The organism is Streptococcus gwangjuensis (assembly GCF_028156745.1).
Lineage (GTDB): Bacteria > Bacillota > Bacilli > Lactobacillales > Streptococcaceae > Streptococcus > Streptococcus gwangjuense_A.
Map to the genome: position 1 here is coordinate 22,216 of NZ_JAODJG010000035.1, position 25,565 is coordinate 47,780.

The window sequence follows — 25,565 nt, forward strand, 5'->3', positions numbered from 1 at the left end:
CAACGATTCGTGGTTTTATAGTTCATCTGCAATCTTGTTTATTTTTCTGAGTCTGTGGTTGACACCACTTTTGGTCAGGGGATTGCTCAGGCTATCCGCCAACTGCTGGATAGAGTAGTCTGGGTGCTGGATCCGTAAGCGAGCCACCTCCTGCAAATCCACTGGTAAATTTTCCAAACCCATTCTATCTTTGATTTTACTGATATTATTGATAGTCTTCATGCTGGCAGAAACTGTCCGAGCGATATTAGCTGTCTCGGCATTATTGGCTCGATTGAGATCGTTACGAGTTTCACGCAAAATCTTGACGCGCTCAAAGTTATCACGCGCCTGCATAGCCCCAATCACGATCAAGAAATCCATGATGTCCTCTGCACGCTGGAGATAGGTAACTGCACCTTTCTTTCGCTCAATAACCTTGGCATCCAACAAAAACTGCTGAAGGAGAGAGGCTAGTCCATGGGCGTGGTCCAGATATACAGAACTGATCTCCAACTGGTACTTGCCAGACTCCGGATCTCGGATGCTACCATTTGCCAGAAAGGCCCCACATAAGTAAGCACGACCAGCCTCTTCATCTGCTAAGATATCGGGATCAATACCCGTCTCCAAACCAAAGAAGGAATCCGCAAGTCGCAAATCAGCTAAAAGCTCCTGCACCCTCTCATCTGTATAGACCGTATAGACACGATTCTTGCGAAGATTGCTTCTCTGATGGTGACGAATTTCTGACTTGATCTCATAAAAATGGAGAAAGGACTCATAAAGGTGCCGAGCTAACTTAGCATTTTCAGTTACGACTGACAAGGTCAAGCCCGAACTAGATAGACCGATACTGCCAGACATCTTGATAATGGCCGATAGTTCATAACGACTGAGATGGTGTTGACCAAGAATTTCCTCTTTTACTGCTACTGTGAAACTCATTTTCTCACCTGTATAATCCGCATCAATTCATCCACAATCAAATCTCCATCGTGGAAGGCACCCCCATTTTCCAGACGAAGGAAGTTGGATGAAATCACACGCGGAACTTGCTTACAAAGACCAGCAAAATCATGTTCCACCTGCACCAAGTATTCATCAAAACGGTTGGAATTCATGTATTCCTGAGGCACTTTTTCGATATTCACCAAAACAGTATCGATAAAAGGGCGACCAAGGTGACGATGCAGGACCTCCACGTGGTCACTATCTGTAAAGTGTTCCGTCTCCCCACGTTGGGTCATAATATTGCAGACATAGGCGATTTCTGCCTTAGTTTCCAAAAGAGCCTTCCCAATTTCCTTAATCACGATATTGGGCAAAATCGAGGTAAAGAGGGAACCAGGTCCGAGGACAATCATGTCACTTTCAAGAATGGTCTGCACTACTCGACGGCTAGCCAGAGGCGTATCATCGTTGAGGGTATTGGTCACATAGACATGGTCAATCATGCCTGGATGGTCTGCAATATGGCTCTCTCCAGCCACTTCTGTCCCATCCTGAAAGACTGCATGAAGGGTCAAGGGATGGTCACTGGAAGGATAAATCTTCCCAGTTGTATGGAAAAATTTGCTCAGTAACTGCATGGCATTATAGGTCGAACCCTGCATTTCTGACAGGCCAGCGATAATGAGATTACCCAATGGATGGCCAGCAAAGGCTCCAGCATCTTCAGAAAAGCGATACTGAAAGACTTTCTCATAAAACTTAGGCATATCCGACATGGCCACAAGGACATTACGAAGATCACCTGGCGGTGTCAATTGTTGCATATTTTTTCGGAGTTCACCTGATGAACCACCATCATCTGCCACCGTTACGATAGCAGCGATTTCCACATCTTTTTCACGTAGACTTTTAAGAATGACGGGGATCCCAGTCCCTCCACCAATCACCGTTATCTTTGGTTTTCTCATGAACGGTTTACCGTTTCCTTTCTTCGGTCTTTATCACGATGCCCTTCATTGACAGGCCAATTCTTGGATAAGTCCTGCGCCAAGCGTTTAGCAAAGGCCACACTACGGTGTTGTCCACCCGTACAACCCATGGCAATAGTCAAAACAGACTTCCCTTCCTTTTGGTAACTTGGCAAAATCGGCTCAATCAAGGCCAACAAATGTTGATAAAAGTCTTCTGACTCAGGATGATTCATGACATAGTCATAAACTGGTTCATCCACACCCGTTTGGTTTCTCAGTTCTGGTAGGTAGTAGGGATTTGGCAAGAATCGGACATCAAAGACTAAATCTGCATCAATCGGGATTCCATATTTAAAACCAAAAGACATGACTTCGATACGGAAAGACTGGGCTTGCTCTTGATCTGAAAACTGCTCTGCAATGGTTTTACGCAGCTCACGAGGAGTAAGTTCAGTCGTATCCACCACATTTTGACTCATATTTTTCAAAGGTGCCAAGAGTTCACGTTCCAACTTGATTCCGTCTAAAATACGACCGTCTGCTGCTAGTGGGTGACTCCGTCTGGTTTCCTTGTAGCGCGCGACCAATTCTTTATCAGCTGCATCCAAAAAGAGGATTTTGAAATCCAAATCATCTTGATTTTCCAACTCATCCAAAACAGCTTGAATCTCTGAAAAGAAAGAACGGCTACGCATATCCACCACCAAGGCCAACTTATGGTCGTCTTCCTTTGTTTCCACCAACTGCAAAAACTTAGGCAAGAGAGCTGGCGGCATATTGTCAATAGTGAAATATCCCAAGTCCTCGAAGGACTGAATGGCAACTGTTTTCCCTGCGCCACTCATCCCTGTCACAATCACCAAGTGAAGTTGTTTCTTTATCATCTTTTCTCCTTATATCAAAAGAAGTTTGGCAGAACCAAACTTCAACTAGCTTATCCAATCTCTGCGATAACTTCAATTTCGACTTTTACATCACGAGGAAGACGAGCTACCTCCACAGCTGAACGAGCTGGGAATTCCTCTTTAAAGGCCGTTTGGTAAACCTCGTTAAAAGGAACAAAGTCGTTCATATCACTCAAAAAACAAGTTGTTTTGACAACATGGTCAAAGTCAGTTCCTGCCTCTGCCAAAATAGCACCGATGTTTTTCAAGACTTGCTCTGTCTGTTCTTGGATCGTTTCTCCAACGATTTCCCCAGTTTCAGGAGATAGGGGAACTTGACCGCTAGCAAACAAAAGATTGCCAACGATTTTTCCTTGAACATATGGTCCGATAGCCTTTGGAGCTTTATCTGTATGAATTGTTTTTGCCATTTCTTTACCTCACAATTTTTCTAAGATTGCATCCCAAGCATCATCCATCCCTGCCTTGCTGACAGATGAAAAGAGGATAAAGTCGTCACTTGGGTCAAAGTTTAATTTCTTTTTGATTGCTGATTCGTGCTTGTTCCACTTACCACGAGGAATCTTATCTGCCTTAGTCGCAACGATGATAACCGGAATCTCATAGTATTTGAGAAATTCATACATCTGTACATCATCTGCTGACGGGTCATGACGAAGATCAACTAGACTGACAACCGCACGGAGATTTTCCCGAGTCGTTAGATACTCTTCAATCATGCGCCCCCACTTTTCACGTTCCTTTTTGGAAACACGGGCATAACCATAACCAGGCACATCCACAAAGCGCATCTTGTCGTCGATATTGAAGAAGTTGAGAAGTTGAGTTTTCCCAGGCTTACCTGACGTACGGGCCAGATTCTTACGGTTGAGCATGGTGTTGATAAAGCTAGACTTGCCTACATTTGACCGCCCTGCTAGGGCAATCTCTGGCAATTCATCCTGCGGATAGTGGGACTTATTTGCCGCACTGAGCAAGATTTCAGCATTGTGTGTATTCAGTTCCATAGTCACCTCTAGGCTGTTTCTAGGATTGGTTTATCCGTTCCATCGACAGCTTCTTTTGTGATGCGAACCAATTTCACATTTTCCTGACTCGGTACTTCAAACATGACATCTAGCATGGTTTCTTCAATGATGGAACGAAGACCACGCGCACCGGTTTTGCGTTCGATAGCCTTATTGGCGATTTCTTGAAGGGCTTCGTCGTCAAATTCCAACTCAACATCGTCATAAGATAACAAGGTTTGATATTGTTTGACCAAGGCATTTCTTGGCTCTTTCAAAATACGAACCAAGTCATCAACAGTCAATTGCTCAAGAGCTGCAAAGACAGGTAAGCGTCCAATCAGCTCAGGGATAATACCGAATTTTTGAATATCTTCTGCGATGATTTCTTGCATGTATGAGCTGTTTTCATCAATCGCTTTATTGTTTTGACCAAATCCGATGACTTTTTCTCCAAGACGTTGTTTGACGATTTCTTCAATGCCATCAAAGGCACCACCCACGATGAAGAGGATATTTTTAGTATCAACTTGAATCATCTCTTGTTGTGGATGCTTGCGTCCACCTTGAGGTGGCACACTAGCAACAGTTCCCTCGATAATCTTGAGAAGGGCTTGTTGTACCCCTTCACCAGAAACGTCACGTGTAATCGATACGTTCTCGCTCTTCTTGGCAATCTTGTCAATTTCATCCACGTAGATAATCCCACGTTCTGCACGTTCGATGTTAAAGTCAGCAGCCTGCAAGAGTTTAAGGAGGATATTTTCCACATCCTCACCTACATAACCAGCCTCCGTAAGAGCTGTGGCATCTGCGATCGCAAAAGGCACATTCAAGCTCTTCGCCAAGGTCTGAGCAAGGAAAGTTTTCCCTGAACCAGTTGGGCCGATCATCAAGATGTTTGACTTCTGCAAATCCACATCTTCTGACTCCTCACGCGTATCGTGGAAATTGATACGTTTGTAGTGGTTGTAAACCGCTACTGCCAAGGCACGCTTGGCACGATCTTGACCAATTACATAGTGGTTCAAGATATGGAGGAGTTCGATTGGTTTTGGCACCTCAGACAAGTCTGCCAAGACTTCTTCAGCCAACTCCTCCCGAATGATTTCCTGAGCCAACTCCACACATTCATTACAGATAAAGGCGTTGTTGCCTGCGATTATTTTTTGTACTTCTTCTTGGCTTTTGCCACAAAACGAGCAATAAACCATCATATCATTATTCCTAGTTGTAGGCATGATTTCCTTCCGTTCTATTCTATACTGTCATTCTATCTAAAATAAGGTCATGTAAAAAGCATGAACACTATTGACCAAATTGGTAAAGGCATTTAACCAGAGCAGGACAGAAAGTCCATAACGCTTTTTACGAAAAGCCTGTGCCCCTGCAAGCAAGCAGACCAAACACAGCATGGCTGTGAAAAAACCAAATATACTACGTTCCATTAGACTTCCTTTCTCTTGCGGTATTGGATGGTAAAATCATAAGGATTTTTCTCATCTTTGGCGTAAAATTTGCTTGAAACTGTCTCAAAAAGGGACAAGTCAAACTCTTCAGGAAAATAGGTATCTCCTTCCACCCGAGCATGAATTTGAGTCACAATCACTTCGTCAAGGTAGGGTTCAAAAGCCTGAAAAATTTGCTTCCCTCCAATGACATAGAGGTTCTTATCTTGAGCCTGATACCAGTCCAATACAGACTCTATATCATTGAAAATACTCACGCCATCCATTTTTTCATCTGAATTACGAGTCAAAATCAAGGTCTCCCGTTTTGGAAGCAAGCGACGTCCCATTCCATCAAAGGTCACACGCCCCATCAATATAGCATGATTCAAAGTTGTTTCTTTAAAGTGTTGCAATTCTGCTGGCAAATGCCAAGGCAGACGATTGTCCTTACCAATCACACCCTCTTCATCCTGGGCCCAAATAGCTACGATTTTCTTAGTCATGCTTCCATCCTTTTCACTGATAGTACTATTTTATCAAAAAACTCAAAAAAAGACTGGTTTGGAATGCGTTCAGTTTGATAGAAAAGAAGCAGGCTAGCTTTAGCCTGCTTCTCCTGTCCCTAGGACATGCGTTTTTTTGCTTCTGATTCAATTTTTTTAACTACTTCTTGAATACTTAGTCCAGTTGTATCAAGATAGACAGCGTCCTCTGCTTGTTTAAGTGGAGAAGTCTCACGATGACTATCCTTGTAGTCGCGCGCAGCAATTTCCTCTTTTAGAGTTTCAAGGTCTGTTTCAATTCCCTTGGCAATATTTTCCTTGTAACGACGCCCTGCTCGTTCATCAACAGAAGCTACTAGAAAAATTTTCAGTTCTGCTTGTGGCAATACAACAGTTCCAATGTCGCGACCGTCCATGACAATCCCTCCTTGCTGGGCAATCTCTTGTTGAAGAGAAACTAGTTTCTCGCGTACCTCAGGAATTGCCGCAATAGCAGAAACATGATTGGTCACTTGATTTTCACGAATAGGATGAGTAATATCCACATCTCCTACAAAGACAAGCTGTTCTCCAGTTTCTGAGCGCCCAAAACTAATTGGATGCTGGTTCAATAAGTCTAGAAGTGCTTCAACTTCTTCTACTCCTAACTGGTTCTTGAGAGCCATATAGGTCGCCGCACGATACATAGCACCTGTATCTAGGTAGGTGTAACCAAAATCCTTGGCAATAATCTTGGCGACTGTACTCTTACCACTTGAAGCTGGACCGTCAATAGCAATTTGAATTGTTTTCATATCAACTCCTATTTAATTTTGACAACATCACCTGGATTAGCAAACCAAGACCCTGTAGCCATATGCCCAGGATTCAAGGCCTCTAGCTGAGCAATGGAGATTCCTGCACGAGCGGCAATGGTTGCTTCTCCTTCTCCAGCCTGGACTGTAATTGTCCCTCCACTATCAGTATGTTCTTCAGAATGACTTTCACTAGAGGAGCTCTCTGTAGAAGTTGCTTCTTCAGTCTTACTAGATGAAGATGCAGATTCTTCTGTTACAGAGGTTGAAGCAGGGGCAGATGAATCATAAAAATCTTTCAAGGCTGCTGTACGATTACTCCCTCCACTTGAAAGGTAAATCAATACTATTATCATTACTACAACAATCACGAAAAAGAGACTAGCTAGAATCGTCAAGACACGATTTGCAACAAAACCTGTACCTTTTTGATTACGTTGACGTCGTTCCGTTCTCGTCTGTTCTTCTTGATTCTCATAAATATCTTCTTGCCACGGTTCTTTTGCCATAACTTACTCCTTGTTTTTTTTTACTTTTCTTATTACAATATAAATATGAAAATCACACTTATACCTGAACGTTGCATTGCCTGTGGGCTTTGTCAAACTTATTCTGAATTATTTGATTACCACGATAATGGAATCGTGCGTTTTTACGATGACCCTAACCAACTAGAAAAGGAAATTTCTCCTAGTCAGGACGTCGTAGAGGCTGTTAGAAACTGTCCGACACGTGCCTTGATTAAAGATTAACTCTAATATCGACAAGATCGTTCCACCCCTTCTAGTTTAGCATATTTCCATGCAAAATTATAGTCTTTTCTCTTTATTTTTTTCTGTAAAATTAGGAAGGTCACTTTTTTCTTTGATAAGGTAAAGTGGTCTTTTTTTGGTCTCTAGATAAATCTTACTAATATACTTGCCCAGAATCCCAATGGTCAAGAGTTGGATTCCCCCAAGAAAGAGAATAACAGCCATCAGAGAGGTCCAACCTGATGTCGGATTACCCAAAATGAGAGTCCGAACCACAACCAAAAAAGTCATAAGCAGAGAAATAAAACAAGATAGGAGACCAGCCACAAAAGCGATAATCAAGGGGAAATCTGAAAAATTGACAATCCCTTCAATGGAGTAGAAAAAGAGTTGCCTAAAACTCCAACTGGTCTTGCCAGCCTGTCTTTCGACATTTGGATAGTCCAGATAGTGGGTTTTAAAGCCGACCCAGGCAAAGAGTCCCTTTGAAAAACGATTGGACTCGGTCAGGCTTAAAATAGCATCGACTACAGATCTTCTCATCATGCGAAAATCACGGACACCTGATGGCAGGGCTACTGGACTAATTTTTTTCATGAAGCCATAAAAGAGATCAGCACAGAAACTGCGAAAGAAGGGTTCTCCCTCCCGACTGGTTCTGCGTGTTCCAACACAGTCCAAGTCTGCATTTTGGTCTAGTAGAGCTTTCATCTCAAGCAACATACTAGGAGGATCTTGGAGATCTGCATCCATCACTACCACCAAATCTCCGGTTGCATATTGCAAGCCTGCATAGAGGGCTGCTTCTTTGCCAAAATTTCGCGAGAAAGAAATATAATGAACTGCCGGATTTTGCTCCCGATAGGTCTTTAAGAGTTCCAAGGTCCCATCACTTGATCCATCGTCGACAAAGACATACTCGATTTCTGTTTCCAAATCTGGAAGTAAAGCTTCCAAAGCCTGATAAAAAAGAGGAAGTACTTCCTCTTCGTTTAAACAGGGGACAATGATTGACATCACCATCTTAGTCTTCAAATCCATTTGGATGCTTACTTTGCCAACGCCATGCGTCTTCACACATTTGGGTGATGCCTAGTTCTGCTTCCCAGCCGAGTTCTGCTTTTGCTTTTGCAGGATCTGAATAGCAGGCTGCGATATCACCTGGGCGACGGTCTACAATGCGGTAAGGAATTGGACGTCCCACTGCTTTTTCCATGTTTTGGATAATTTCTAGAACAGAATAGCCTTTACCTGTTCCAAGGTTATAAATGTTTAGGCCTGAACCTTTTTGGATTTTTTGTAGAGCTGCAACGTGACCTTTAGCCAAATCGACAACGTGGATATAGTCGCGAACACCAGTTCCGTCTTCCGTATCGTAATCGTCTCCAAACACTTGCACTTGTTCTAGTTTTCCAACTGCTACTTGAGTCACATATGGCAAGAGGTTGTTTGGAATACCGTTTGGATTTTCTCCCAAATCTCCACTCTCATGAGCTCCGATTGGGTTGAAATAACGAAGCAAGACCACATTCCATTCTGAGTCCGCCTTATAGATATCGGTCAAAATTTCCTCAAGCATGAGTTTGGTACGGCCATATGGGTTAGTCACTGAAAGTGGGAAATCTTCCAAGATTGGCACTGTATGAGGATCTCCGTAAACTGTCGCAGAAGAACTGAAGATGATGTTTTTACAGTTGTTTTCTTCCATAACTTTCAAAAGGCTAACAGTCCCTGCGATATTGTTGTCATAGTAGGCAAGAGGAATACGGGTAGATTCACCGACAGCCTTCAAGCCAGCAAAGTGAATAACCCCTGTTGGTTCTTCTTGCTTGAAAATATCTCTGAGGGTATCAGTGTCACGGATATCTGCCTCATAGAAAGGCACTTCAACTCCTGTGATTCTCTCAACAACTTCTATACTTTTTCTGTTACTATTAACAAGGTTATCCACCACAACAACTTGATGACCTGCTTGGATTAACTCAATAACAGTGTGGGTTCCGATAAATCCTGCTCCACCCGTTACCAAAATCTTTTCTTGCATCTTCTTTCCTCGATTCTCGGATTATTTTTTCTTATTTTACCATTTTTGATAGGGAATGTCATTTGCCATCCTAGAGGGATGACTAAAATTTTAGTAAAATGCTTATTCGCTTTTTACCCGTTTGACATAGTTTTCAATTGGGTAGTTTAGAGGGTCCAAGGTTAACTCCCTATCTTGAATCAGTTGAGCTAGATGGTAACCAATGATAGGACCAGTTGTGAGACCTGATGAACCTAGTCCACTAGCAACATAGACACCTGCTAAGCCAGGTACTTGCCCAAAGAAAGGAGAGAAATCGCTGGTATAGGCACGGATTCCCACTCGTTCACTTCTGGAAGTCGCTTCCGAAAAAACAGGATAGTGGGGCAAGGCTGCCTCCTCCATTTGTTTGAGCAAGGTTTCATCTACCGTCAAATCAAATCCCATATCATTTTCATGGGTAGCGCCTAGGGATAATTTCCCACCTGCAAAAGGAATCAAATCCCACTCCCCTTCTGGCATAACAACAGGGTAAGCTTCCATGTCTTGGGCAAGTTGATAATCTCGGAGTTGCCCCTTTTGGGGACGAACATCTACTTCATAACCTAAAGGCTCTAACAGGTGTCCCAACCAAGCTCCCGTCGCCAAAATAACCTGATCAAATACCTCTTCGTCAATCTGGTAACCTGATGCTAAAGGTGTCAGAGTTACTTTTTCTTTGACCAGTTTGACCTGACTAGCTTCTAGCAAACAAGTCACTAAGAGTTGACCATCTACTCTCGCTCCACCAGAAGCATAGAGCAAGCGATCAAATCCCTGCAAACCAGGGAATAATTCGTTAGCTGATGCTTGGTCCAGAATGGCTAATTGCCCTATCAAAGGAGATTCTTCTCTACGCTGGAGGGCTAGTTGATAGAGTTCTTCCAACTTAGTTTCACCCTTTTTCAGGAGAAAGACTCCCGAACGCTGGTAAAAGTCGATTTCTTGTCCTGATTTCTCTAAATCAGCTAGTAAATCCACGTAAAAGTCAGCCCCCAAGCGCGCCATCTTGTACCAGGCTTTATTACGTCGTTTTGAAAACCAAGGGCTGATAATTCCTGCTGCGGCCTTGGTAGCTTGACCTTGTCCGTGGTCAAAGACTGTCACCTCTAGTTCACTTTCTTTCGAGAGGTAGTAGGCAGCTGTTGCTCCCACAATTCCTGCTCCGATAATGGCAACTTTTTTCATTGTTTTCACTTTCTAACTAGATATGATGGAAAGGATTGGTCGATGCTTGGCTAGGTACAATATCAATAGTCCAGTCTTTTTCCTCTTTCCATTGATTAAGAAGCTCTGCAATTTTTTCCACAAAAAGCACTTCGATATAGTGACCTGGGTCCAATGCTAGTAAGCCATCAGACAATATATCCTGGGCAGTGTGGTAGTAAATATCACCAGTGATATAGACATCCGCTCCTTTAGCTAAAGCATCCTTATAGAAAGACTGCCCGCTACCACCACAGATGGCCACTCTTAAAATAGGCTTCTGCAAGTCATTCTCTTGATAATGCACCATTCGAAGACTATCTAGACCAAAGACTTGCTTGACATGTTGAGCCAATTCTCCAAATGTCTGAGGCTGAACATTCCCAATACGTCCAATTCCACGTTCAGGGCCTGTTTCCTGTAGATAAGTCGTTTCCTCGATACCTAGCATCTGACAGAACCAATCATTGAGGCCATTTTCAACGATGTCAATATTGGTATGGCTGACATAAACTGCGATGTCATGCTTGATGAGGTCAATGTAAATCTGATTTTGTGGACGGCTAGCTACCAAATCCTTGATGGGACGGAAAATCGGCGCGTGCTTGACAATAATCAAATCCACACCCTTTTCAATAGCTTCAGCCACCGTTTCTTCACGAATATCCAGAGCCACCATGACCCTTTGGATATCCTTGTCCAAAGTACCAATTTGCAGACCACGACTGTCTCCCTCCATGGAAAATTCCTGAGGGCAAAAGGCTTCATATGCGTTAATTACTTCACTTGCTAGCATGGAGAACCTCCTTGATGGCTTGAATTTTATCCACTAGAACTTGACGTTCCTCCAGATTTTTTTCTGGGACTTGTCCGAGGGCAAACTCTAGCTTAACAGCTTCTTTTTGCCATTTTTGGACAAAGACTGGGCTGACTTCTTTGGACAAAAAAGGACCAAAGCGGACATCGCTGGCTGATAACTTCATTTGTCCTGCTTCCACCACCAAAATCTCATAAAACTTACCAGCTTCTTCTAGAATGCTTTCTGCCACAATCTGAAAGCCATTGTCTTGCAACCAGATACGCAAGTCGTCTTCACGATTATTGGGCTGGAGGATCAATCGCTCTACATTAGCTAACTTGTCCAAGCCTTCTTCTAAAATTCTAGCAATCAAACGACCACCCATACCAGCAATGGTAATGACAGACACTTGGTCTGCCTCTTCAAAGGCTGCCAAGCCATTGGCTAAACGAACTTGGATTTTCTCCTTTAGACCGTGAGCCTCAACATTTTTGACTGCAGATTGGTAGGGACCTTCCACAACCTCACCTGCAATGGCACTTTTGATTTGGCCTCTTTCGACTAACTCGATAGGCAGATAAGCATGGTCACTTCCCACATCTAGCAAAATGGCTCCCTGTGGCACAAAGGAAGCCACTAATTCTAATCTCTTTGAAATCATCTTCTCTCACTTTCCAAACTCTATTACCTCTTATTATACCACATTTCAGCCAGCACTCCTGTACCTAAAAAGACCGCAATCCACAGATTGCAGCCTTTCTTTATTTTCTAGCTTGATAGCGATTAGTCAGGATGAAAATCACGGTAAAGACCAACATCATGACACCATAAACAGGTAATGTTTGTCCTGTTAAGGTTGATATTTCAAGCAGTTTTTGAATTCTTGGGAAAAGAGCTGTGGCTAGGAAGCCTCCTACTGACCAAACAATCAAGAGGACACGCCATAGGGTAAATGGCATGCAGGCTCTAAATACGGATAAGAAACCAATTGACCCCAAGAGATAATAGAGTAGAGTTGAGATTTCTAACTCAGACCAACCTTGGCTACTTCCGAATATTTTCACAAACAGGACGCTGAAGACGACCATGAGAGCACTTGGTAGGGCACGAAGCATGGATCTTCTGAGGAAGTTTGGTTCGACAGGTTTGATATTTCGCTCAAAAGTCAGAACGAATGGTGGGAAACCTTCCACGAACTGGTCAATCATGGTAATCTGGATTGGAATGAAGGGGAAAATCAAGATCCACTCCGACCGTCCCAGAAGAGCACTGGTAATACAGATGACTGCGAGCAAGAATGAGTAGATGGTCTTTATCAAGAAAATCGGGGCGATATGGGCGATGTTATTGACCACACGACGGCCTTCAAAGAGAATCTCAGGAACATCATTAAAGTCTGAGTTCAAGAGAACCAAATTGGCAATCTGACGCGTCGCCGGATCTCCCTCAGCCATCACGATAGAACAATCTGCCTCACGAAGGGCCAGGATATCATTGACTCCGTCTCCCGTCATAGCCGTTGTATGACCCGCTTTTTTCAGCGTTTGGATAATAAGTTTCTTTTGATGAGGGGAAACACGACCGAAAATCGCAGTCTCCTCCGCCATAGCAACCAATTCCTCATCCGTGATTTTTGAACAATCGACATAGCTGTTATAGTCCGCAAAACCAGCCTTCTGGGCAATGCTGGATACCGTAACTGGATTGTCCCCAGAAATGATTTTGAGTCCCACTTCTTGAGAACGAAGATAGTCCAGCGTCTCAGCTGCTCCTTCTCGTATCGGGTCCAAGATTTCTAGCAAGGCTAGAGCCTGAATATCAGATGGTTTCTGCGGCTTGTGATGGTCTAATTTCTCCTGACTGAGAGCTAAGACCAAGACACGTGACCCTCTCTCCAAGGCCTCCCTGGCTTCGAGGACTTCAGAGTCCAGCAACATCTCAGGGGCACCTAAGAAAACTGTCCCCAGACCTTCCAACTCCATGGCTCCCCACTTGCGGTCGCTGGAGAAGGGAAGATTAGAGAGCATAGGATAGGCTACTTGGCCTTGGAATCGCTGGCGAATAGCTTGGGCAGTTGGATTTTTATCCTCACTATGGGCTATGTAGCTGGTCAGGATGCTGGCAATAGCCTCTTCACCATAAGTTGCCGTCAGCGGAAGAACGGCCTCCACCTGCATCTTTCCTTGGGTGATGGTGCCCGTCTTGTCTAAACAGAGCATATCCACGCGTGCCAAGGTCTCAACAGAGTACATCTCCTGCACCAAGACCTTTTTCAAGCCCAGCTTAATAACCGCAGTCAAAAGCGAAGTGATGGTCAAAAGGGCGATTCCCTTGGGCAACATCCCCAAAAGGGCTGTCGATGAGTTTACAACGGATGACTTGAGAGGCAGGCCTTTTAAAATCAAGGCTTCTAGCAAGAGAGCCAGACCAAAAGGAATGATAATCTTTCCAGTAAAACCAGCTAGCTTGTCCAGAGATTTCATGATACGGGAGTTGATTGGTTTCACTGTCTTAGCTTCCAGCATGAGTTTGGCAGCATAGTTGTCTGCACCGACATGGTGAACTTGAGCTAAAACTGCCCCACTGGCCAAGAAACTTCCTGACAAAAGCAAAGCATCAACTTCCTTTTGCACCAAATCACTTTCACCCGTCAACATGGCTTCATTGACTTCTGCAAAGCCTTCCAAAACCAAGGCATCACTGGGAATCTGCTCTCCAGCAGACAGACGAATCACATCTCCTAGCACCAATCCTTCTGGATCGAGGGAAACTTCCTGACCATCACGAATGGTTTTGACCTTTTCCTTGGTCATAAGATTGAGCTTGTCCACCATGTGTTTAGCCCGTAGCTCGGTCACAATTCCAGAAAAAGCGTTAAAGCAGATAACAGCAAAGAAGACCAAATTGCTCCAAGCCTGCACAAAGGCTAGTGCCAAAGCAATGGCAAAGTTCAAAGCGTTAAAAAGAGTAAAGACATTTCGTTTGATGATTTGCCAAGTGCTGGTACTGGCCGAAGCAGTAAAATCATTGACCAAGCCCTTAGCCTGTCTTTCCTTGACTTCTCTTTGGGTTAATCCCATAATCTTATTTTTATCCATAAATTCTATCATATCATTTTTTTTAACAGAATTCTAATCTCATCCCAAATATGCACCTGGTCAAGGGAAAAGTTTGCCAGCCCTCCTTTGATAAGGTATAATAATAACAAGAAAATAATCGAAGGAGATCGCATGTTTTATACTTATTTACGTGGATTGGTTGTCTTGCTCCTATGGTCCATCAATGGCAATGCCCACTATCATAATACTGATAAAATTCCTAATCAAGATGAAAATTATATTTTAGTTGCGCCTCACCGTACCTGGTGGGATCCTGTTTACATGGCCTTTGCGACCAAGCCAAAACAATTTATCTTTATGGCAAAAAAAGAACTCTTTACCAACCGTATCTTTGGATGGTGGATTCGTATGTGCGGAGCCTTTCCTATTGACCGTGAAAATCCTAGCGCCTCAGCCATCAAATATCCTATCAATGTTCTTAAAAAAAGTGATCGCTCTCTCATCATGTTTCCAAGTGGGAGCCGTCACTCAAACGATGTCAAGGGTGGAGTTGCCCTGATTGCCAAAATGGCCAAGGTCCGTATTATGCCGGTTACCTACACAGGTCCTATGACCTTGAAAGGCTTGGTTAGCCGCGAACGTGTCGATATGAACTTTGGAAATCCAATCGATATCTCAGATATCAAGAAAATGAATGATGAAGGCATTGAAACAGTCGCTAATCGTATCCAATCAGAATTTCAACGTCTAGACTACGAAACGAAACAATGGCACAATGATAAAAAACCAAACCCACTCTGGTGGCTTATCCGCATCCCTGCCCTCATCCTTGCCATTATCCTCGCTATCCTAACTATCATCTTTAGCTTTATCGCGAGCTTCGTATGGAATCCAGATAAAAAGAGAGAGGCTCTTGGTTAAAAAATACAACAATCCCTTGGCAAAAGCCAAGGGATAATTCTTTTACTTGATTTTCCATTTTTGGGCCAACCAGCTAGAAAAAGCTAGAAATCGCTCATCCACTTGTTCATGATGCCCATAAGGGTCAAAGAAAAACTGACAGTTCGGATAGTGTTTCTGAAGACTGGTATGAATCTGCTCAGCATAGACTGGTGCTTGAGCCAAGCGATTAGTATGATGTGCTCCTTCTGTTTGACCGTTCTGTAAATACAGCAAACAGTCCAAATTTTTCACATTTTCTTCCTTGCAGTAAGTCACAAAATCAGGATACCAAAAGGAACCGCAGATTGAAAAAACACAGGAAACCTTGTCAAAGCTGAAAAGACTGTAGACTGCTGCCAAACCACCGAGTGAGTAGCCTCCATAAGCAAGGCGAGTTTCGTCCAGGTGATAAAGCGACTGCAACTTGTCTAAAAGACCTCCAAACAAATGATCATGATAGGCTTTTGCCTGACCACCAAAATCTGGAGCTCCATCTCTCAGTGCAGATTTCTTCCAGGGAGTGTAGTCGTCTAGGCGATTTTTAGAGGTCAAGCCCACTAAAATCACAGTTTCGGAAAGGGAGGATAGGAAATCCAAGTTTCCATCATTCAATAAAATAGCCGGATAGGTTTGTTTGGGGTCGTAGTTAGAAGGAAGGCTGATTTTGACTTGAATTCCTTCCCAATCAAACTCATTATTTATTGATAAAGTCATTGATTTTCTCAAGGGAATCAATCACTGCTGGACCATAGTCCATCAATTCATCGTAAGAGATGGTCATTATTTTTTGATTCTTAATAGCAGGAACACTTTCCAAAACAGCATTTGCCTTCATCAACTCTACTGCTTTTTCATCCAATTTTTTATTGCGATCGCTGGTTACATAGATAATCAATTCAGGATCCATTGACACGAGATTTTCCAAGGTCAAGCCTGATGTCCCCGTAGCAACGTTTGTATAACCAAGTTGGTTCAGCAAACTTTCTTGCAAAGCAGACTTGTAGGCACCAAAGGTTTCATCATTATAAGCAACCATAATCAAAGCCTTTTTCTTTTCACCTTGACTTACTGGGTTTGCTTTCTTAACAGCGTCAATTTTAGTTTGTAATTGAGCTGCGTATTCATTAGCCTTGTCCTGAACATTAAAAATCATTCCAAGATTTTTGACATCTTCTACGATATTCCCCAAATCTTGCTGAATTGTTGAGAGAGAAGCTTTTTGCGTATAGACTGGGATTTTATTTTCATTCCAAGTGCTAACTGTCCCCAAGGATTTTTCAGAAAACATCATGTTTCGACCCATCACAGCGTCTGGCTCATAAGAAAGGACTGTCTCTTGTGAGACTGTTTTTTTATCCCCAATTTGAGGAATAGCTGCAATAGCATCCTTGTATTTATCTGTTACAGCATTGTCTGGATTGAGCATGCCAGCAATTTTATCCTTCAAGCCTAACTCCAATAAGATTTCTGTGGTTGAAAGATTGTTTGTAATAACTTTTTCAGGTGTCTTGTCAAAAACTTGTTCGACTTCATTTCCTTTAGCATCATAAGTTTTGATAGTTAGCGGATAAGTCGTCTCTGCTTTAGTCTTTTGACTTGTCTCTGTGCTAGATTGTGTGGTTGCTTTTTCTGTAGTGGTATTGCCACAAGCTGCCATGGTTAGGGTAGCTACTGTTACGAGTAAAATGCTTAGTGTTTTTTTCATCTTGTTTTCCTTTTCATTCTTATAAATAGTGAATCATGGCTTGCTGATCCTCGGTCCAAGTAACCTGACTTTGAACTCCGTATACAGTTTGCAATGACTCAGGGGTGATGGTCTCCTTTGGAGTCCCTTGGTAAAGGATTTCTCCCTCTTTCATCAGATAGAGATAATCCGAATAGCGACAAGCAAGTTGAATATCATGCAGGACAGCTAGAACATTGACCTTGAGCTGCTTCACAATGGCCAACAAGTCTAGCTGATACTTGATATCCAGGTGATTGGTTGGTTCGTCCAGGAGCAAGAGAGTCGGTTCTTGCGCCAAGGCGCGGGCTAGTAAGACTCGCTGTTTCTCTCCCCCTGACAGAGACGAATAGAGACGAGTTTTCTTCTCGAGCATATCAACCTTAACGAGGGCATCTTGAACTAGGGCATAATCTCTTTCCCTTTCCTTCTGTAAAAAAGAGAGGTGGGGAGTTCTTCCCAGCAAGACGATTTCCTCAACTGTACAATCAAACTGCAGCTGGTTAAACTGGGTCACAACTGCCATTTGCTTGGCTGTCTCTTTGAGTGGCCATTGTTCCAGAGGCTTTCCATCTAGGCTTATCAAGCCTTTGTCCGCCTTTTCCTGACGATAGAGGAGTTTAAGTAGACTGGTTTTCCCACTTCCATTTGGTCCTAATATCGTGTGAAATTGATTCCCTTCAACCTTAAGAGAGACTCCTTTGAGGATTTTTTTCTCTCCTAGTCCAAAATGGATATCTTGACAAATCAAGTCCATATCAGACCCTCACCTCCCTTCGCCTACCTCCAACAATGTAGATAAAGAAGGGAGCACCTACTAAGGCTGTAAAAATACCAATAGGAAGCTCTGCGTTTGGAATGATGATACGAGAGAGTACGTCTGCCCAGATGACAAAGAGGGCACCTAGCAAGGTCGCAACAGGAAAAAGCCTCTTGTAATTCGTTCCTACTAACCCTCGAGCTAAATGTGGAGTAATCAGACCGACAAATCCAATAATCCCACAGGTTGCCACTAAGACTGCTGTCAGCACAGCCACCATGGTCACATAAAGATACCAATAAAAGCGTAAGGGAATTCCCAAAGTTAAAGCAGCCTCATCTCCCATCATCATCGCATTGAAAACACGATACTGAGTAGAGAAAAATAGAAAGGCCATTCCTACTACTATAGTTGGCAGGACCAAGTCTGCCCAGTAAGTCCCAGCGAGCGAGCCCATGGTCCAAAACTTAATGGTCATCACACTATCCGCATTAGCGCCAACTGAGATAATAAAGTTTGAAAAAGCCAGAAAGAGAGCGTTGACCACCGTTCCTGATAAGATCAGACTGGAAGTCGTCATCCTTCCCTGCATAGAGGCAATGATGAGGACAGCAATTGTTGCCAAAATAGCTCCAAGAAAAGCTCCAAGGCTAATCATCACTTTTAAACCAAGAATGATGCTCAAGGTTGCCCCTAGAGTTGCACCAGCAGAGATGCCTAAGACATAGGGCTCTGCGATGGGATTGTTTACCGTGGACTGCATCACACTACCACACATAGAAAGGCCTGCTCCTACTATCAGACCTAACAATACTCGAGGGAATCTCATGTTCCATACAATGGCAAGAGTAGACTTGGAAACCTCTCCTATCTCAAGAGGAAATCCCAACCTGCTCAAAATAATCCGATAAGTATCTCCTAGATCAATCGCAACAGATCCCATAGAAACTGCTAGAAAGAGAGAAATCCCTAAAATACCTAGCAAAATAACTAAAAGTAACACAAATTGCTGGTCTTGTCGGCTTCCAGAAAATTTGGAAAGCATGCAAACCTCCTTTGATAGAATCTTAAAAATTTAGAAAATTCTCATGAAAAGTATACCATATTTTCAACTGTGTAACAAGCTATGGAAAAAATACAATTAAAATCAGAAAAATTATGGTTGGTTTTTCCATACAGTGCTAGCAAGCATAAGCAAAGATAATACTTGAGTATATCGAGGTAAAGTGACAACATAAAAAGCCCTCTGAAAATCAGAGAGCCAATTTGAGCTCGGGATAAAATCCCAGTGAAACAAAAAAATCTACACGATCAGAAAAGTCTCTATCGTGCCATTTTCATACATGATGTATAGTCCAAGTAGAATGAATACTAAGGGCACAATGATTCGCTCGTATTTTTCAATTGTCTCGAATATTAACGGAATAGAGGATAACACCCGACTAATCTCGCATAAGATAATTATGCCGATTACAAACACAAGCAACGCCACGAGGGTCTGTGACCAATCTAACGAAGCAAAATAAGGTATATAGATACCTAAATTATCTCCGCCAGACGCAATTGTTAGCAATGTAACTGTCCAAAACAGTTGATTTGCCTTGCTTTGTTCTAACCTTTCGATAATTTCTTCCTCTTCTTCCTCACCTTCTCCAACAATTGCAAAGCGAATCCCTAAATAGATAGGGATTAAACCAAGCAATCCAACCATCCATTCTTCAGGCACGAAATTAACGACATAAGCAGCAACTAAACTCGCCCCTACAAGTAAGCCTGTGCCTAGATATTGCCCCGCATAAATATGCCATTTTTGTTTATTCTGTGATAGCTGTGCAAATAAAATAATTAAAATAATTAAATAATCGATACTGGTAGAAATATAAACACCAATAGCAGATATGATTGTCTGTACCATAAAAAAACTCCTGTATTAGTCAGTAATAAATCAGCAGATTTTAGGAGAGCACAGACACATTAATTTAGCTATCGCTAGTGGGTAATGTCGAACGTAGGAAAGCATTTTACTCCTCCTCAAAATATAATTACAAAGTAATTTCTAACTGAAAGTCGGTGACTACTTCCATGTAAAGTATAACATACTATACTTTGCTTCGTAAAGTGTGGGCTCTCCGAGGGGGCTTGCAGACAGCTACTCGGCTTTTCAAGCCGAGTAGCTGCGCACCTTTATGGTGTAATTAGCTGATACCATTTGAGGTTTTTGTAGTCTCCAAAATTGCGACCGATAAAACCTTATGTTTTTGCTAGAAGGGAGAAGTGAAGTTTTTGTAGTCTCCAAAATTGCGACCGATAAAACTCTTGAAAGATATGGGAGTTAACTCTATTCGTTTTTGTAGTCTCCAAAATTGCGACCGATAAAACTCCGTTAATGATATTGTAGTAGTTGTTACTGTTTTTGTAGTCTCCAAAATTGCGACCGATAAAACCAACACTAAATCATCCCAATAATCTTTATAGTTTTTGTAGTCTCCAAAATTGCGACCGATAAAACCACCTGGAATTGGATTTCCTTTTTCATCTAGTTTTTGTGGTCTCCAAAATTGTGACCTATAAAACCTAGCCGTCCACCGTTTTCTAAATCACGGTGTTTTTGTGGTCTCCAAAATTGTGACCTATAAAACCCGATTTGAACTCGCACTGACATTTATTTAGTTTTTGTGGTCTCCAAAATTGTGACCTATAAAACCTCAATAAAAAAGCCCTCTGAAAATTAGAGAGCTGATTTGAGATTGAGATAAAATCCATACAAAAAAGCTACCCAATTTAGAGTAGCTTCATTATCAAGATATGCTCAATTGAACACAGCCTAAGCACTTGGCAAAAAAGATAAAACCTCCTAGAAACTGAAGTTTCTTCGTCAATTTTCCTATTTTTGCTTTGTGCTTTTGACGGCCTTTGTATCTTGAATTAACGACGAAGTCCTAGAGAGTTAATCAACTCACGGTAACGGTTAACGTCGTTTTTACGCAAGTATGCAAGCAAGTTACGACGGCGACCGATTTTCTTCATCAATCCACGGTAAGTAGCGTGGTCTTTTTTGTGTTGTTTGATGTGTTCGTTAAGGTGGTTGATTTCCCAAGTAAGGACAGCAACTTGAACCTCTACTGAACCCGTATCACCTTCGTGACGTGCATATTGTGCAATGATTTCATTTTTTTTCTCTTTTGAGATTGCCATGATGTTTCTCCTTTTTATTTGGCTTCATCCGAGTGACAGGTTGGCATGCCTGTAACCAAGAAGAAGTTATTTGTCTTTACGACAGTTCTTATTCTACCAAGAAGCAGAGACTTTGTCAACTGATTTACTTTTTTAAAAACTTGATCTACTCTACTGATTTCAGGGCTTCAAGCATATCTACTTTTCTCAAGTGGTGATTGACAAAGAGGCCCAGTAAGGCTAAGATTACAGTCACTGCGACGATTGGAAGAGCATAGACTTCCCAGCTGACTCGTGGATAAAAAAGTATGGTGGCAGGTGAGATCATTTGAATCAAAAATTGATGTAAATAGTAGCCGGCTACCAAACCGAGAACAATCCCCACAAAGGACAGCACCATGGTCTCGCGGTAGATATAGAGGGTCACTTCTTTATTATGGAAACCGAGAACCTTGATGGTCGAAAGTTCACGGATACGTTCTGCCACATTGATATTGGTGAGATTGTAAAGAATGACAATGGCTAGCAAGACGGAAACAAGGATAAGGATTGCCATGGTTTTATTGAGAGAATTGGCTACAGATTCAAAAAGGTGGATAGCCGTTGCATTTTGAACCACCCCAGAAACAGCAGTTTTTTTCATAAAGGCCGCAGCTTCTTTCTCCGTATTTAATGGTGTTGGCTCTTTTAATTTTACTAGGTAGGTATTGTCTTGTGGACTGGTACCGTAGACTTGTTCGTATGTCGCTCGGTTGAGATAAACAAAGTGTCCAACATAGTTTTCAGAAATAGCCGATACCTTGATTTCTTTCCCATCAAGCTCCAGCTTGTCTCCAACCGTAACATCTGCTAGTTGAGCTAGTTTTTGACTTACGACTGCTCCATCTGTGACCTGCACCTCTTGGCCATTTTCCTCTAATGCGATAAAGGGTTTGAAATTTTCTCTGCTTGTGACCATTATGGTGATAGTCTGAAGTCCTGCTTTTCCTTTGAAATCTTTTTCAATGGATTTAGAGTAGATTTTTTGGTAAGCATGGATAGGCTCAAATTGCAAGGCACTTTCTAGGTCTGCTTTTTCTTGCTCCGTTGCACTGCTCTTTTCCGCTACAATCATCTGGTATTGCTGGATTTGTTCAAATTGACGATCGACAACTCCTCCCACAGAAGACTGAATGCCAAGACCTGCAAATAGGAGAGCAACCGAACCCGCAACTCCAAAAATGGTCATCAACATCCGTTGCTTATAACGGAAAATATTTCGCGCCGTAACCTTATGAGTGAAGCTCAAACGACTCCAAATAAAGCTCAGGCGTTCCAGCAAAATCTTTGATCCCTTAACGGGAGGTTTAGGAAGTAAGAGTTGGGCTGCTTCATCGTGTAGTTCCCTCCGTGCCACTAGATAAGCTGGCAAGACACTGGACACCCAACTTAAGGCCAGGGCAAGAAGGCTATAAGACCAGTAGAAATACTCCTGACTTTTCCCAACGACCATTCCAGCTGTTATAACATCCGAAATCACGCCTGCAAGGAGATAATGTCCTAGAAGCGTTCCTAAAACAGTTCCCACAGTTCCTGCAAGAAAACCATAGAGGACAAACTTGGCAACAATATCTTTATTCTGGTAACCTAGAGCCTTGAAAATACCAGCATTGGTGCGCTCTTCATCCACAAAGCGAGTCATAGTTGTAAAGGTTACCATTGCAGCAACCATAAAAAGCACCACGGGAAAGATATTCCCGACAGAACGAATACTTGCTGAAGCGTTACTGTACATGAGATATCCTTGACCACCTGGCATGGTTTGGCGGTTGTATACATGGTAAGTAGGCTCTGCCAGTTCATCAAGCTCTTTCTGGCGTTGTTCAAGCTTCTCTTTTTCCTTGGCTAGATTACTCTCTGTCTGAGTTATTTTTTCTTTTTCTGTAGCCAATTCTTCCTTATATTTTGTCAATTGCTCCTTGGCTTGACCCTTTTGAGGCTCAGGCAAAGCGGTCACTTGTTCTTCTTGAGTTTTCAATCGACTTTCAGCCTGTTCTAACTGACTCTTGCCTTTTTGAAGGTTACTTTCAGCTGTTTGGAGTTCTACTTTTCCCTCTTCCAAGCTCTTTTGCCCATTTGTTTTGATACTTGCTAATCGTTTTTGACCATTATCGGCAAGCAAGTTTTGTAAGTCTTCCTGGTGTTGATCTCGTTTGCTTCTATAGTTTGATGAAAAAGCATCCAAATTTTTTAAATCATCATAGCGCATACGTGCAATGCTATAAACATCTGAGTCAAACTGACTGGCTACAATCACTCCATAACCTGCCAAACTTCCATTTCCACTACTAGCCCCTCCCAAGTCTTTTTGAGAAAGCATTTCACCCGAATGGACAAATCCAGTAATGGTGAAAGATTGGGATTTTATGACGGTCTTCCCTTCTTCTTTCTTGCTAAAGGTGATAGTCTGCCCAATCTGATAGCGGTCTTTCCAGAAATCTGCCAAGGAAATTTCCCCATCAGCCTCTGGAAGTCGCCCTTCCGTCACTTGGAAGGTTGAAATTCCATCTGGCTTAGAATAAAGTCGAACCGCTTCTTCACTATTTTCAACGGTTAGGTCTGCCATATAGCCAAACTCAACACTTGCTCCTTGAAGGTTCTTTAGTTCGTCCTGATCTTCTTTGTCCAAGCCATAATCAGCTATCACTGCCAGATCCAAAGTATTGGCTTTATTGAGATAATCCTCAGCCGTGCGTTCCATATTTGGGCTAGTCACTTTTAGTCCTACTAGGGCTAAAGAACCTAACATCATCAAGGTTAAGATGGATAAAAAACGCCCCTTAGAAGCAGTCACCGACTGGAGCAAGTCTTTTCGGTATGTTTTTTTCATGCTAATACTCCAATGTATCGATAGCTTGTGGATGCTCATTGATTGTTACGCTCATAACAGTGGCATCACGCATGTGAATCACCCGATCTGCGATAGGAGCTAGCGAGCTATTGTGAGTCACGATAATCACCGTCGCTCCCTTTTGACGAGACATGTCTTGGAGAATTTTCAAAACCTGCTTGCCCGTCTGATAATCCAAGGCTCCAGTCGGTTCATCACAAAGGAGGATTTTAGGATTTTTGGCTACTGCGCGTGCAATGGAGACTCGCTGTTGCTCCCCTCCAGAAAGCTGGGCTGGAAAGTTATTGAGACGATGAGCCAGACCTACATCTTTGAGCACTTGCTCTGGATCCAAGGCATCTGTCACGATTTCTGAGGCCAACTCCACATTTTCCTTAGCTGTCAGATTGGATACCAGATTGTAAAATTGAAAAACAAAACCGACATCTTCACGACGATAGTTTGTTCGTTGGTGCGAACTATAGTTGGCAATATTGGCACCATCAATCCAGATTTCCCCTTCGTCATTGGTATCCATTCCCCCAAAAAGATTAAGAACCGTTGACTTGCCCGCACCAGATGCACCTAGAATGATAACCAATTCACCCTTTTCAATCTCAAAATTCACATCACGATTGGCCACAATCTCCGTATCCCCAACCTGATAACGCTTGTAACAGTGTTTCATCTCAATATAAGCCATATCATTTTCTCTTTCTTTCATATTTAATATCATTATATCGCTTTTTCAAGTCGTTGAAAACTGGGAACAAAAACAAAAAGCCTAGAAATAAATCCTAGGCTTACATTTTTTTATTTTCCAAGGTAGTATTCAGAAACTACGTTCAATTTTTCATCAAATTCGAATACCAATGGTGGGAAGTTAGGGATTTCCACGTCCATGATTTCGTCATCTGACAATCCTTTGATGTGTTTTACAAGGGCACGGATTGAGTTACCGTGAGCTCCTACGAATACGTTTTTACCATCTTTAAGAGCTGGAGCGATTTTATCTTCCCAGAAAGGAAGGGCACGTTCCAAAGTCACTTTCAAGTTTTCAGCATCTGGAATAACTGAATCGTCAAGTGAAGCGTAACGACGGTCAGTGTGAGCTGAATGCTCATCATCACGATCCATGTTTGGAGGCAATACATCGTATGAACGACGCCAGATGTGAACTTGCTCATCACCAAATTGTTCAGCAGCTTCAGCTTTGTTTTTACCAGTCAAACCACCGTAGTGACGTTCGTTCAAACGCCATGATTTTTCAACTGGAACCCACAATTGGTCAGAAGCTTCAAGAGCCAAGTTAGTTGTTTTGATCGCACGTTTCAATACTGAAGTGTAAGCTTGGTCAAATTCGATACCAGCTTCTTTGATCAATTTACCAGCGTCAATCGCTTGTTGTGTACCTTTTTCAGACAAATCAACATCAGCCCAACCAGTGAAAAGGTTAGCTTTGTTCCATTCAGACTCACCGTGGCGAGCAAAAACCAATTTTACCATTAGATGGATTCTCCTTTAAATTTTCCGAGGTTTCCCCTCGTTTATCTATTCTATTTTACACAATTTTTCACAAAAAAGCTAGTTAAAATCGACAAGTTCTGACAGTCAGAAAGTAAAGTCCTCTCATCCTGACTAGGAACTTCTATAAT

The 25,565-nt window shown here is 42.5% G+C and carries 27 protein-coding genes and 1 CRISPR repeat array; of the genes, 2 read left to right on the forward strand and 25 right to left on the reverse strand.

Annotated features, from left to right (window positions below):
• Window positions 1-15: 15 nt before the first annotated feature.
• From whiA to N5909_RS06100, 10 genes are all read right to left on the reverse strand, one after another.
• Window positions 16-927, reverse strand: coding sequence for a DNA-binding protein WhiA (gene whiA / locus N5909_RS06055; protein ID WP_000011295.1), 912 nt, complete (start codon window positions 925-927; stop codon window positions 16-18).
• Complete coding sequence (locus tag N5909_RS06060; RefSeq protein WP_084886654.1) at window positions 924-1,901, reverse strand: YvcK family protein; 978 nt, start codon at window positions 1,899-1,901, stop codon at window positions 924-926. The genes whiA and N5909_RS06060 overlap by 4 nt, the downstream gene beginning before the upstream one ends.
• On the reverse strand, window positions 1,898-2,788 hold the full coding sequence (rapZ, locus tag N5909_RS06065) for an RNase adapter RapZ (RefSeq protein WP_271630983.1): 891 nt from the start codon (window positions 2,786-2,788) through the stop codon (window positions 1,898-1,900). Before rapZ ends, N5909_RS06060 begins: the two co-directional genes overlap by 4 nt.
• Before the next feature lie 50 nt (window positions 2,789-2,838).
• The gene (locus tag N5909_RS06070) at window positions 2,839-3,219 is read right to left on the reverse strand and encodes a RidA family protein (RefSeq protein ID WP_001140420.1); all 381 of its coding nucleotides are present in this window, start codon (window positions 3,217-3,219) and stop codon (window positions 2,839-2,841) included.
• A 9-nt stretch (window positions 3,220-3,228) separates the two neighbouring features.
• Window positions 3,229-3,816: a ribosome biogenesis GTP-binding protein YihA/YsxC gene (gene yihA / locus N5909_RS06075; protein WP_033681523.1), complete on the reverse strand. Its 588-nt coding sequence runs from the start codon at window positions 3,814-3,816 to the stop codon at window positions 3,229-3,231.
• An 8-nt stretch (window positions 3,817-3,824) separates the two neighbouring features.
• Window positions 3,825-5,057: an ATP-dependent Clp protease ATP-binding subunit ClpX gene (gene clpX / locus N5909_RS06080; RefSeq protein WP_025169664.1), complete on the reverse strand. Its 1,233-nt coding sequence runs from the start codon at window positions 5,055-5,057 to the stop codon at window positions 3,825-3,827.
• Window positions 5,058-5,093: 36 nt separating this feature from the next.
• Complete coding sequence (locus N5909_RS06085) at window positions 5,094-5,264, reverse strand: hypothetical protein (RefSeq protein ID WP_000442261.1); 171 nt, start codon at window positions 5,262-5,264, stop codon at window positions 5,094-5,096.
• Window positions 5,264-5,770 carry a dihydrofolate reductase gene (locus tag N5909_RS06090; protein WP_033681522.1) on the reverse strand — a complete coding sequence of 169 codons (507 nt, stop codon included), beginning with the start codon at window positions 5,768-5,770 and terminating at the stop codon, window positions 5,264-5,266. The genes N5909_RS06085 and N5909_RS06090 overlap by 1 nt, the downstream gene beginning before the upstream one ends.
• Before the next feature lie 119 nt (window positions 5,771-5,889).
• Window positions 5,890-6,564: a (d)CMP kinase gene (gene cmk / locus N5909_RS06095; protein ID WP_033681521.1), complete on the reverse strand. Its 675-nt coding sequence runs from the start codon at window positions 6,562-6,564 to the stop codon at window positions 5,890-5,892.
• Between the two features lie 8 nt (window positions 6,565-6,572).
• The gene (locus N5909_RS06100) at window positions 6,573-7,073 is read right to left on the reverse strand and encodes an SAG1386/EF1546 family surface-associated protein (RefSeq protein WP_004262334.1); all 501 of its coding nucleotides are present in this window, start codon (window positions 7,071-7,073) and stop codon (window positions 6,573-6,575) included.
• Between the two features lie 45 nt (window positions 7,074-7,118).
• On the opposite strand from N5909_RS06100, the gene N5909_RS06105 reads away from it, so the two are divergent.
• Window positions 7,119-7,316: a ferredoxin gene (locus N5909_RS06105; protein WP_083281728.1), complete on the forward strand. Its 198-nt coding sequence runs from the start codon at window positions 7,119-7,121 to the stop codon at window positions 7,314-7,316.
• Window positions 7,317-7,373: 57 nt separating this feature from the next.
• On the opposite strand, the gene N5909_RS06110 is transcribed toward N5909_RS06105, so the two are convergent.
• The 6 genes from N5909_RS06110 to N5909_RS06135 all read right to left on the reverse strand — a co-directional run bounded on the left by N5909_RS06110 (window position 7,374) and on the right by N5909_RS06135 (window position 14,481).
• Window positions 7,374-8,339 carry a glycosyltransferase family 2 protein gene (locus N5909_RS06110; RefSeq protein ID WP_271630984.1) on the reverse strand — a complete coding sequence of 322 codons (966 nt, stop codon included), beginning with the start codon at window positions 8,337-8,339 and terminating at the stop codon, window positions 7,374-7,376.
• A gap of 1 nt (window position 8,340) precedes the next feature.
• The gene (galE, locus tag N5909_RS06115) at window positions 8,341-9,360 is read right to left on the reverse strand and encodes a UDP-glucose 4-epimerase GalE (protein ID WP_033681520.1); all 1,020 of its coding nucleotides are present in this window, start codon (window positions 9,358-9,360) and stop codon (window positions 8,341-8,343) included.
• A 102-nt stretch (window positions 9,361-9,462) separates the two neighbouring features.
• A complete protein-coding gene (locus tag N5909_RS06120) occupies window positions 9,463-10,566 on the reverse strand; it encodes an NAD(P)/FAD-dependent oxidoreductase (RefSeq protein WP_033681519.1) in 1,104 nt (367 codons plus the stop codon).
• 16 nt (window positions 10,567-10,582) lie between these two features.
• Window positions 10,583-11,380 carry a Nif3-like dinuclear metal center hexameric protein gene (locus N5909_RS06125; protein WP_033681518.1) on the reverse strand — a complete coding sequence of 266 codons (798 nt, stop codon included), beginning with the start codon at window positions 11,378-11,380 and terminating at the stop codon, window positions 10,583-10,585.
• Window positions 11,367-12,044, reverse strand: coding sequence for a tRNA (adenine(22)-N(1))-methyltransferase (locus N5909_RS06130; protein WP_033681517.1), 678 nt, complete (start codon window positions 12,042-12,044; stop codon window positions 11,367-11,369). The genes N5909_RS06125 and N5909_RS06130 overlap by 14 nt, the downstream gene beginning before the upstream one ends.
• 100 nt (window positions 12,045-12,144) lie before the next feature.
• Entirely contained in the window at window positions 12,145-14,481 is a 2,337-nt protein-coding gene (locus N5909_RS06135) for a cation-translocating P-type ATPase (RefSeq protein ID WP_033682009.1), read from the reverse strand.
• Window positions 14,482-14,613: 132 nt separating this feature from the next.
• Between N5909_RS06135 and N5909_RS06140 the strand changes: the two genes are divergently transcribed.
• Entirely contained in the window at window positions 14,614-15,363 is a 750-nt protein-coding gene (locus N5909_RS06140; protein ID WP_033681516.1) for a lysophospholipid acyltransferase family protein, read from the forward strand.
• Between the two features lie 42 nt (window positions 15,364-15,405).
• Here the strand turns inward: N5909_RS06140 and N5909_RS06145 are convergent, their stop codons facing one another.
• From N5909_RS06145 to N5909_RS06185, 9 genes are all read right to left on the reverse strand, one after another.
• Window positions 15,406-16,098: an alpha/beta hydrolase-fold protein gene (locus tag N5909_RS06145; RefSeq protein WP_033681515.1), complete on the reverse strand. Its 693-nt coding sequence runs from the start codon at window positions 16,096-16,098 to the stop codon at window positions 15,406-15,408.
• Window positions 16,079-17,089 (reverse strand): ABC transporter substrate-binding protein, encoded by a 1,011-nt coding sequence (locus tag N5909_RS06150; protein ID WP_033681514.1) that lies wholly within the window; start codon window positions 17,087-17,089, stop codon window positions 16,079-16,081. The genes N5909_RS06145 and N5909_RS06150 overlap by 20 nt, the downstream gene beginning before the upstream one ends.
• Window positions 17,090-17,108: 19 nt before the next feature.
• Window positions 17,109-17,864 carry an ABC transporter ATP-binding protein gene (locus N5909_RS06155; RefSeq protein WP_271630985.1) on the reverse strand — a complete coding sequence of 252 codons (756 nt, stop codon included), beginning with the start codon at window positions 17,862-17,864 and terminating at the stop codon, window positions 17,109-17,111.
• A 1-nt stretch (window position 17,865) separates the two neighbouring features.
• Window positions 17,866-18,912, reverse strand: a complete 1,047-nt coding sequence (locus N5909_RS06160; protein ID WP_271630986.1) for a FecCD family ABC transporter permease — start codon at window positions 18,910-18,912, stop codon at window positions 17,866-17,868.
• A gap of 258 nt (window positions 18,913-19,170) precedes the next feature.
• A complete protein-coding gene (locus N5909_RS06165) occupies window positions 19,171-19,782 on the reverse strand; it encodes a CadD family cadmium resistance transporter (RefSeq protein ID WP_033681511.1) in 612 nt (203 codons plus the stop codon).
• A gap of 299 nt (window positions 19,783-20,081) precedes the next feature.
• A CRISPR array of direct repeats spans window positions 20,082-20,571; the repeat unit is 35 nt; unit sequence GTTTTTGTAGTCTCCAAAATTGCGACCGATAAAAC.
• A 221-nt stretch (window positions 20,572-20,792) separates the two neighbouring features.
• Entirely contained in the window at window positions 20,793-21,062 is a 270-nt protein-coding gene (gene rpsO, locus N5909_RS06170) for a 30S ribosomal protein S15 (RefSeq protein WP_001018251.1), read from the reverse strand.
• 145 nt (window positions 21,063-21,207) lie between these two features.
• On the reverse strand, window positions 21,208-23,916 hold the full coding sequence (locus N5909_RS06175; protein ID WP_271631025.1) for an ABC transporter permease: 2,709 nt from the start codon (window positions 23,914-23,916) through the stop codon (window positions 21,208-21,210).
• Window positions 23,912-24,613: an ABC transporter ATP-binding protein gene (locus tag N5909_RS06180; protein WP_033681510.1), complete on the reverse strand. Its 702-nt coding sequence runs from the start codon at window positions 24,611-24,613 to the stop codon at window positions 23,912-23,914. Before N5909_RS06180 ends, N5909_RS06175 begins: the two co-directional genes overlap by 5 nt.
• Window positions 24,614-24,723: 110 nt before the next feature.
• The gene (locus tag N5909_RS06185) at window positions 24,724-25,416 is read right to left on the reverse strand and encodes a phosphoglycerate mutase (protein ID WP_000240129.1); all 693 of its coding nucleotides are present in this window, start codon (window positions 25,414-25,416) and stop codon (window positions 24,724-24,726) included.
• Between the last annotated feature and the right edge of the window lie 149 nt (window positions 25,417-25,565).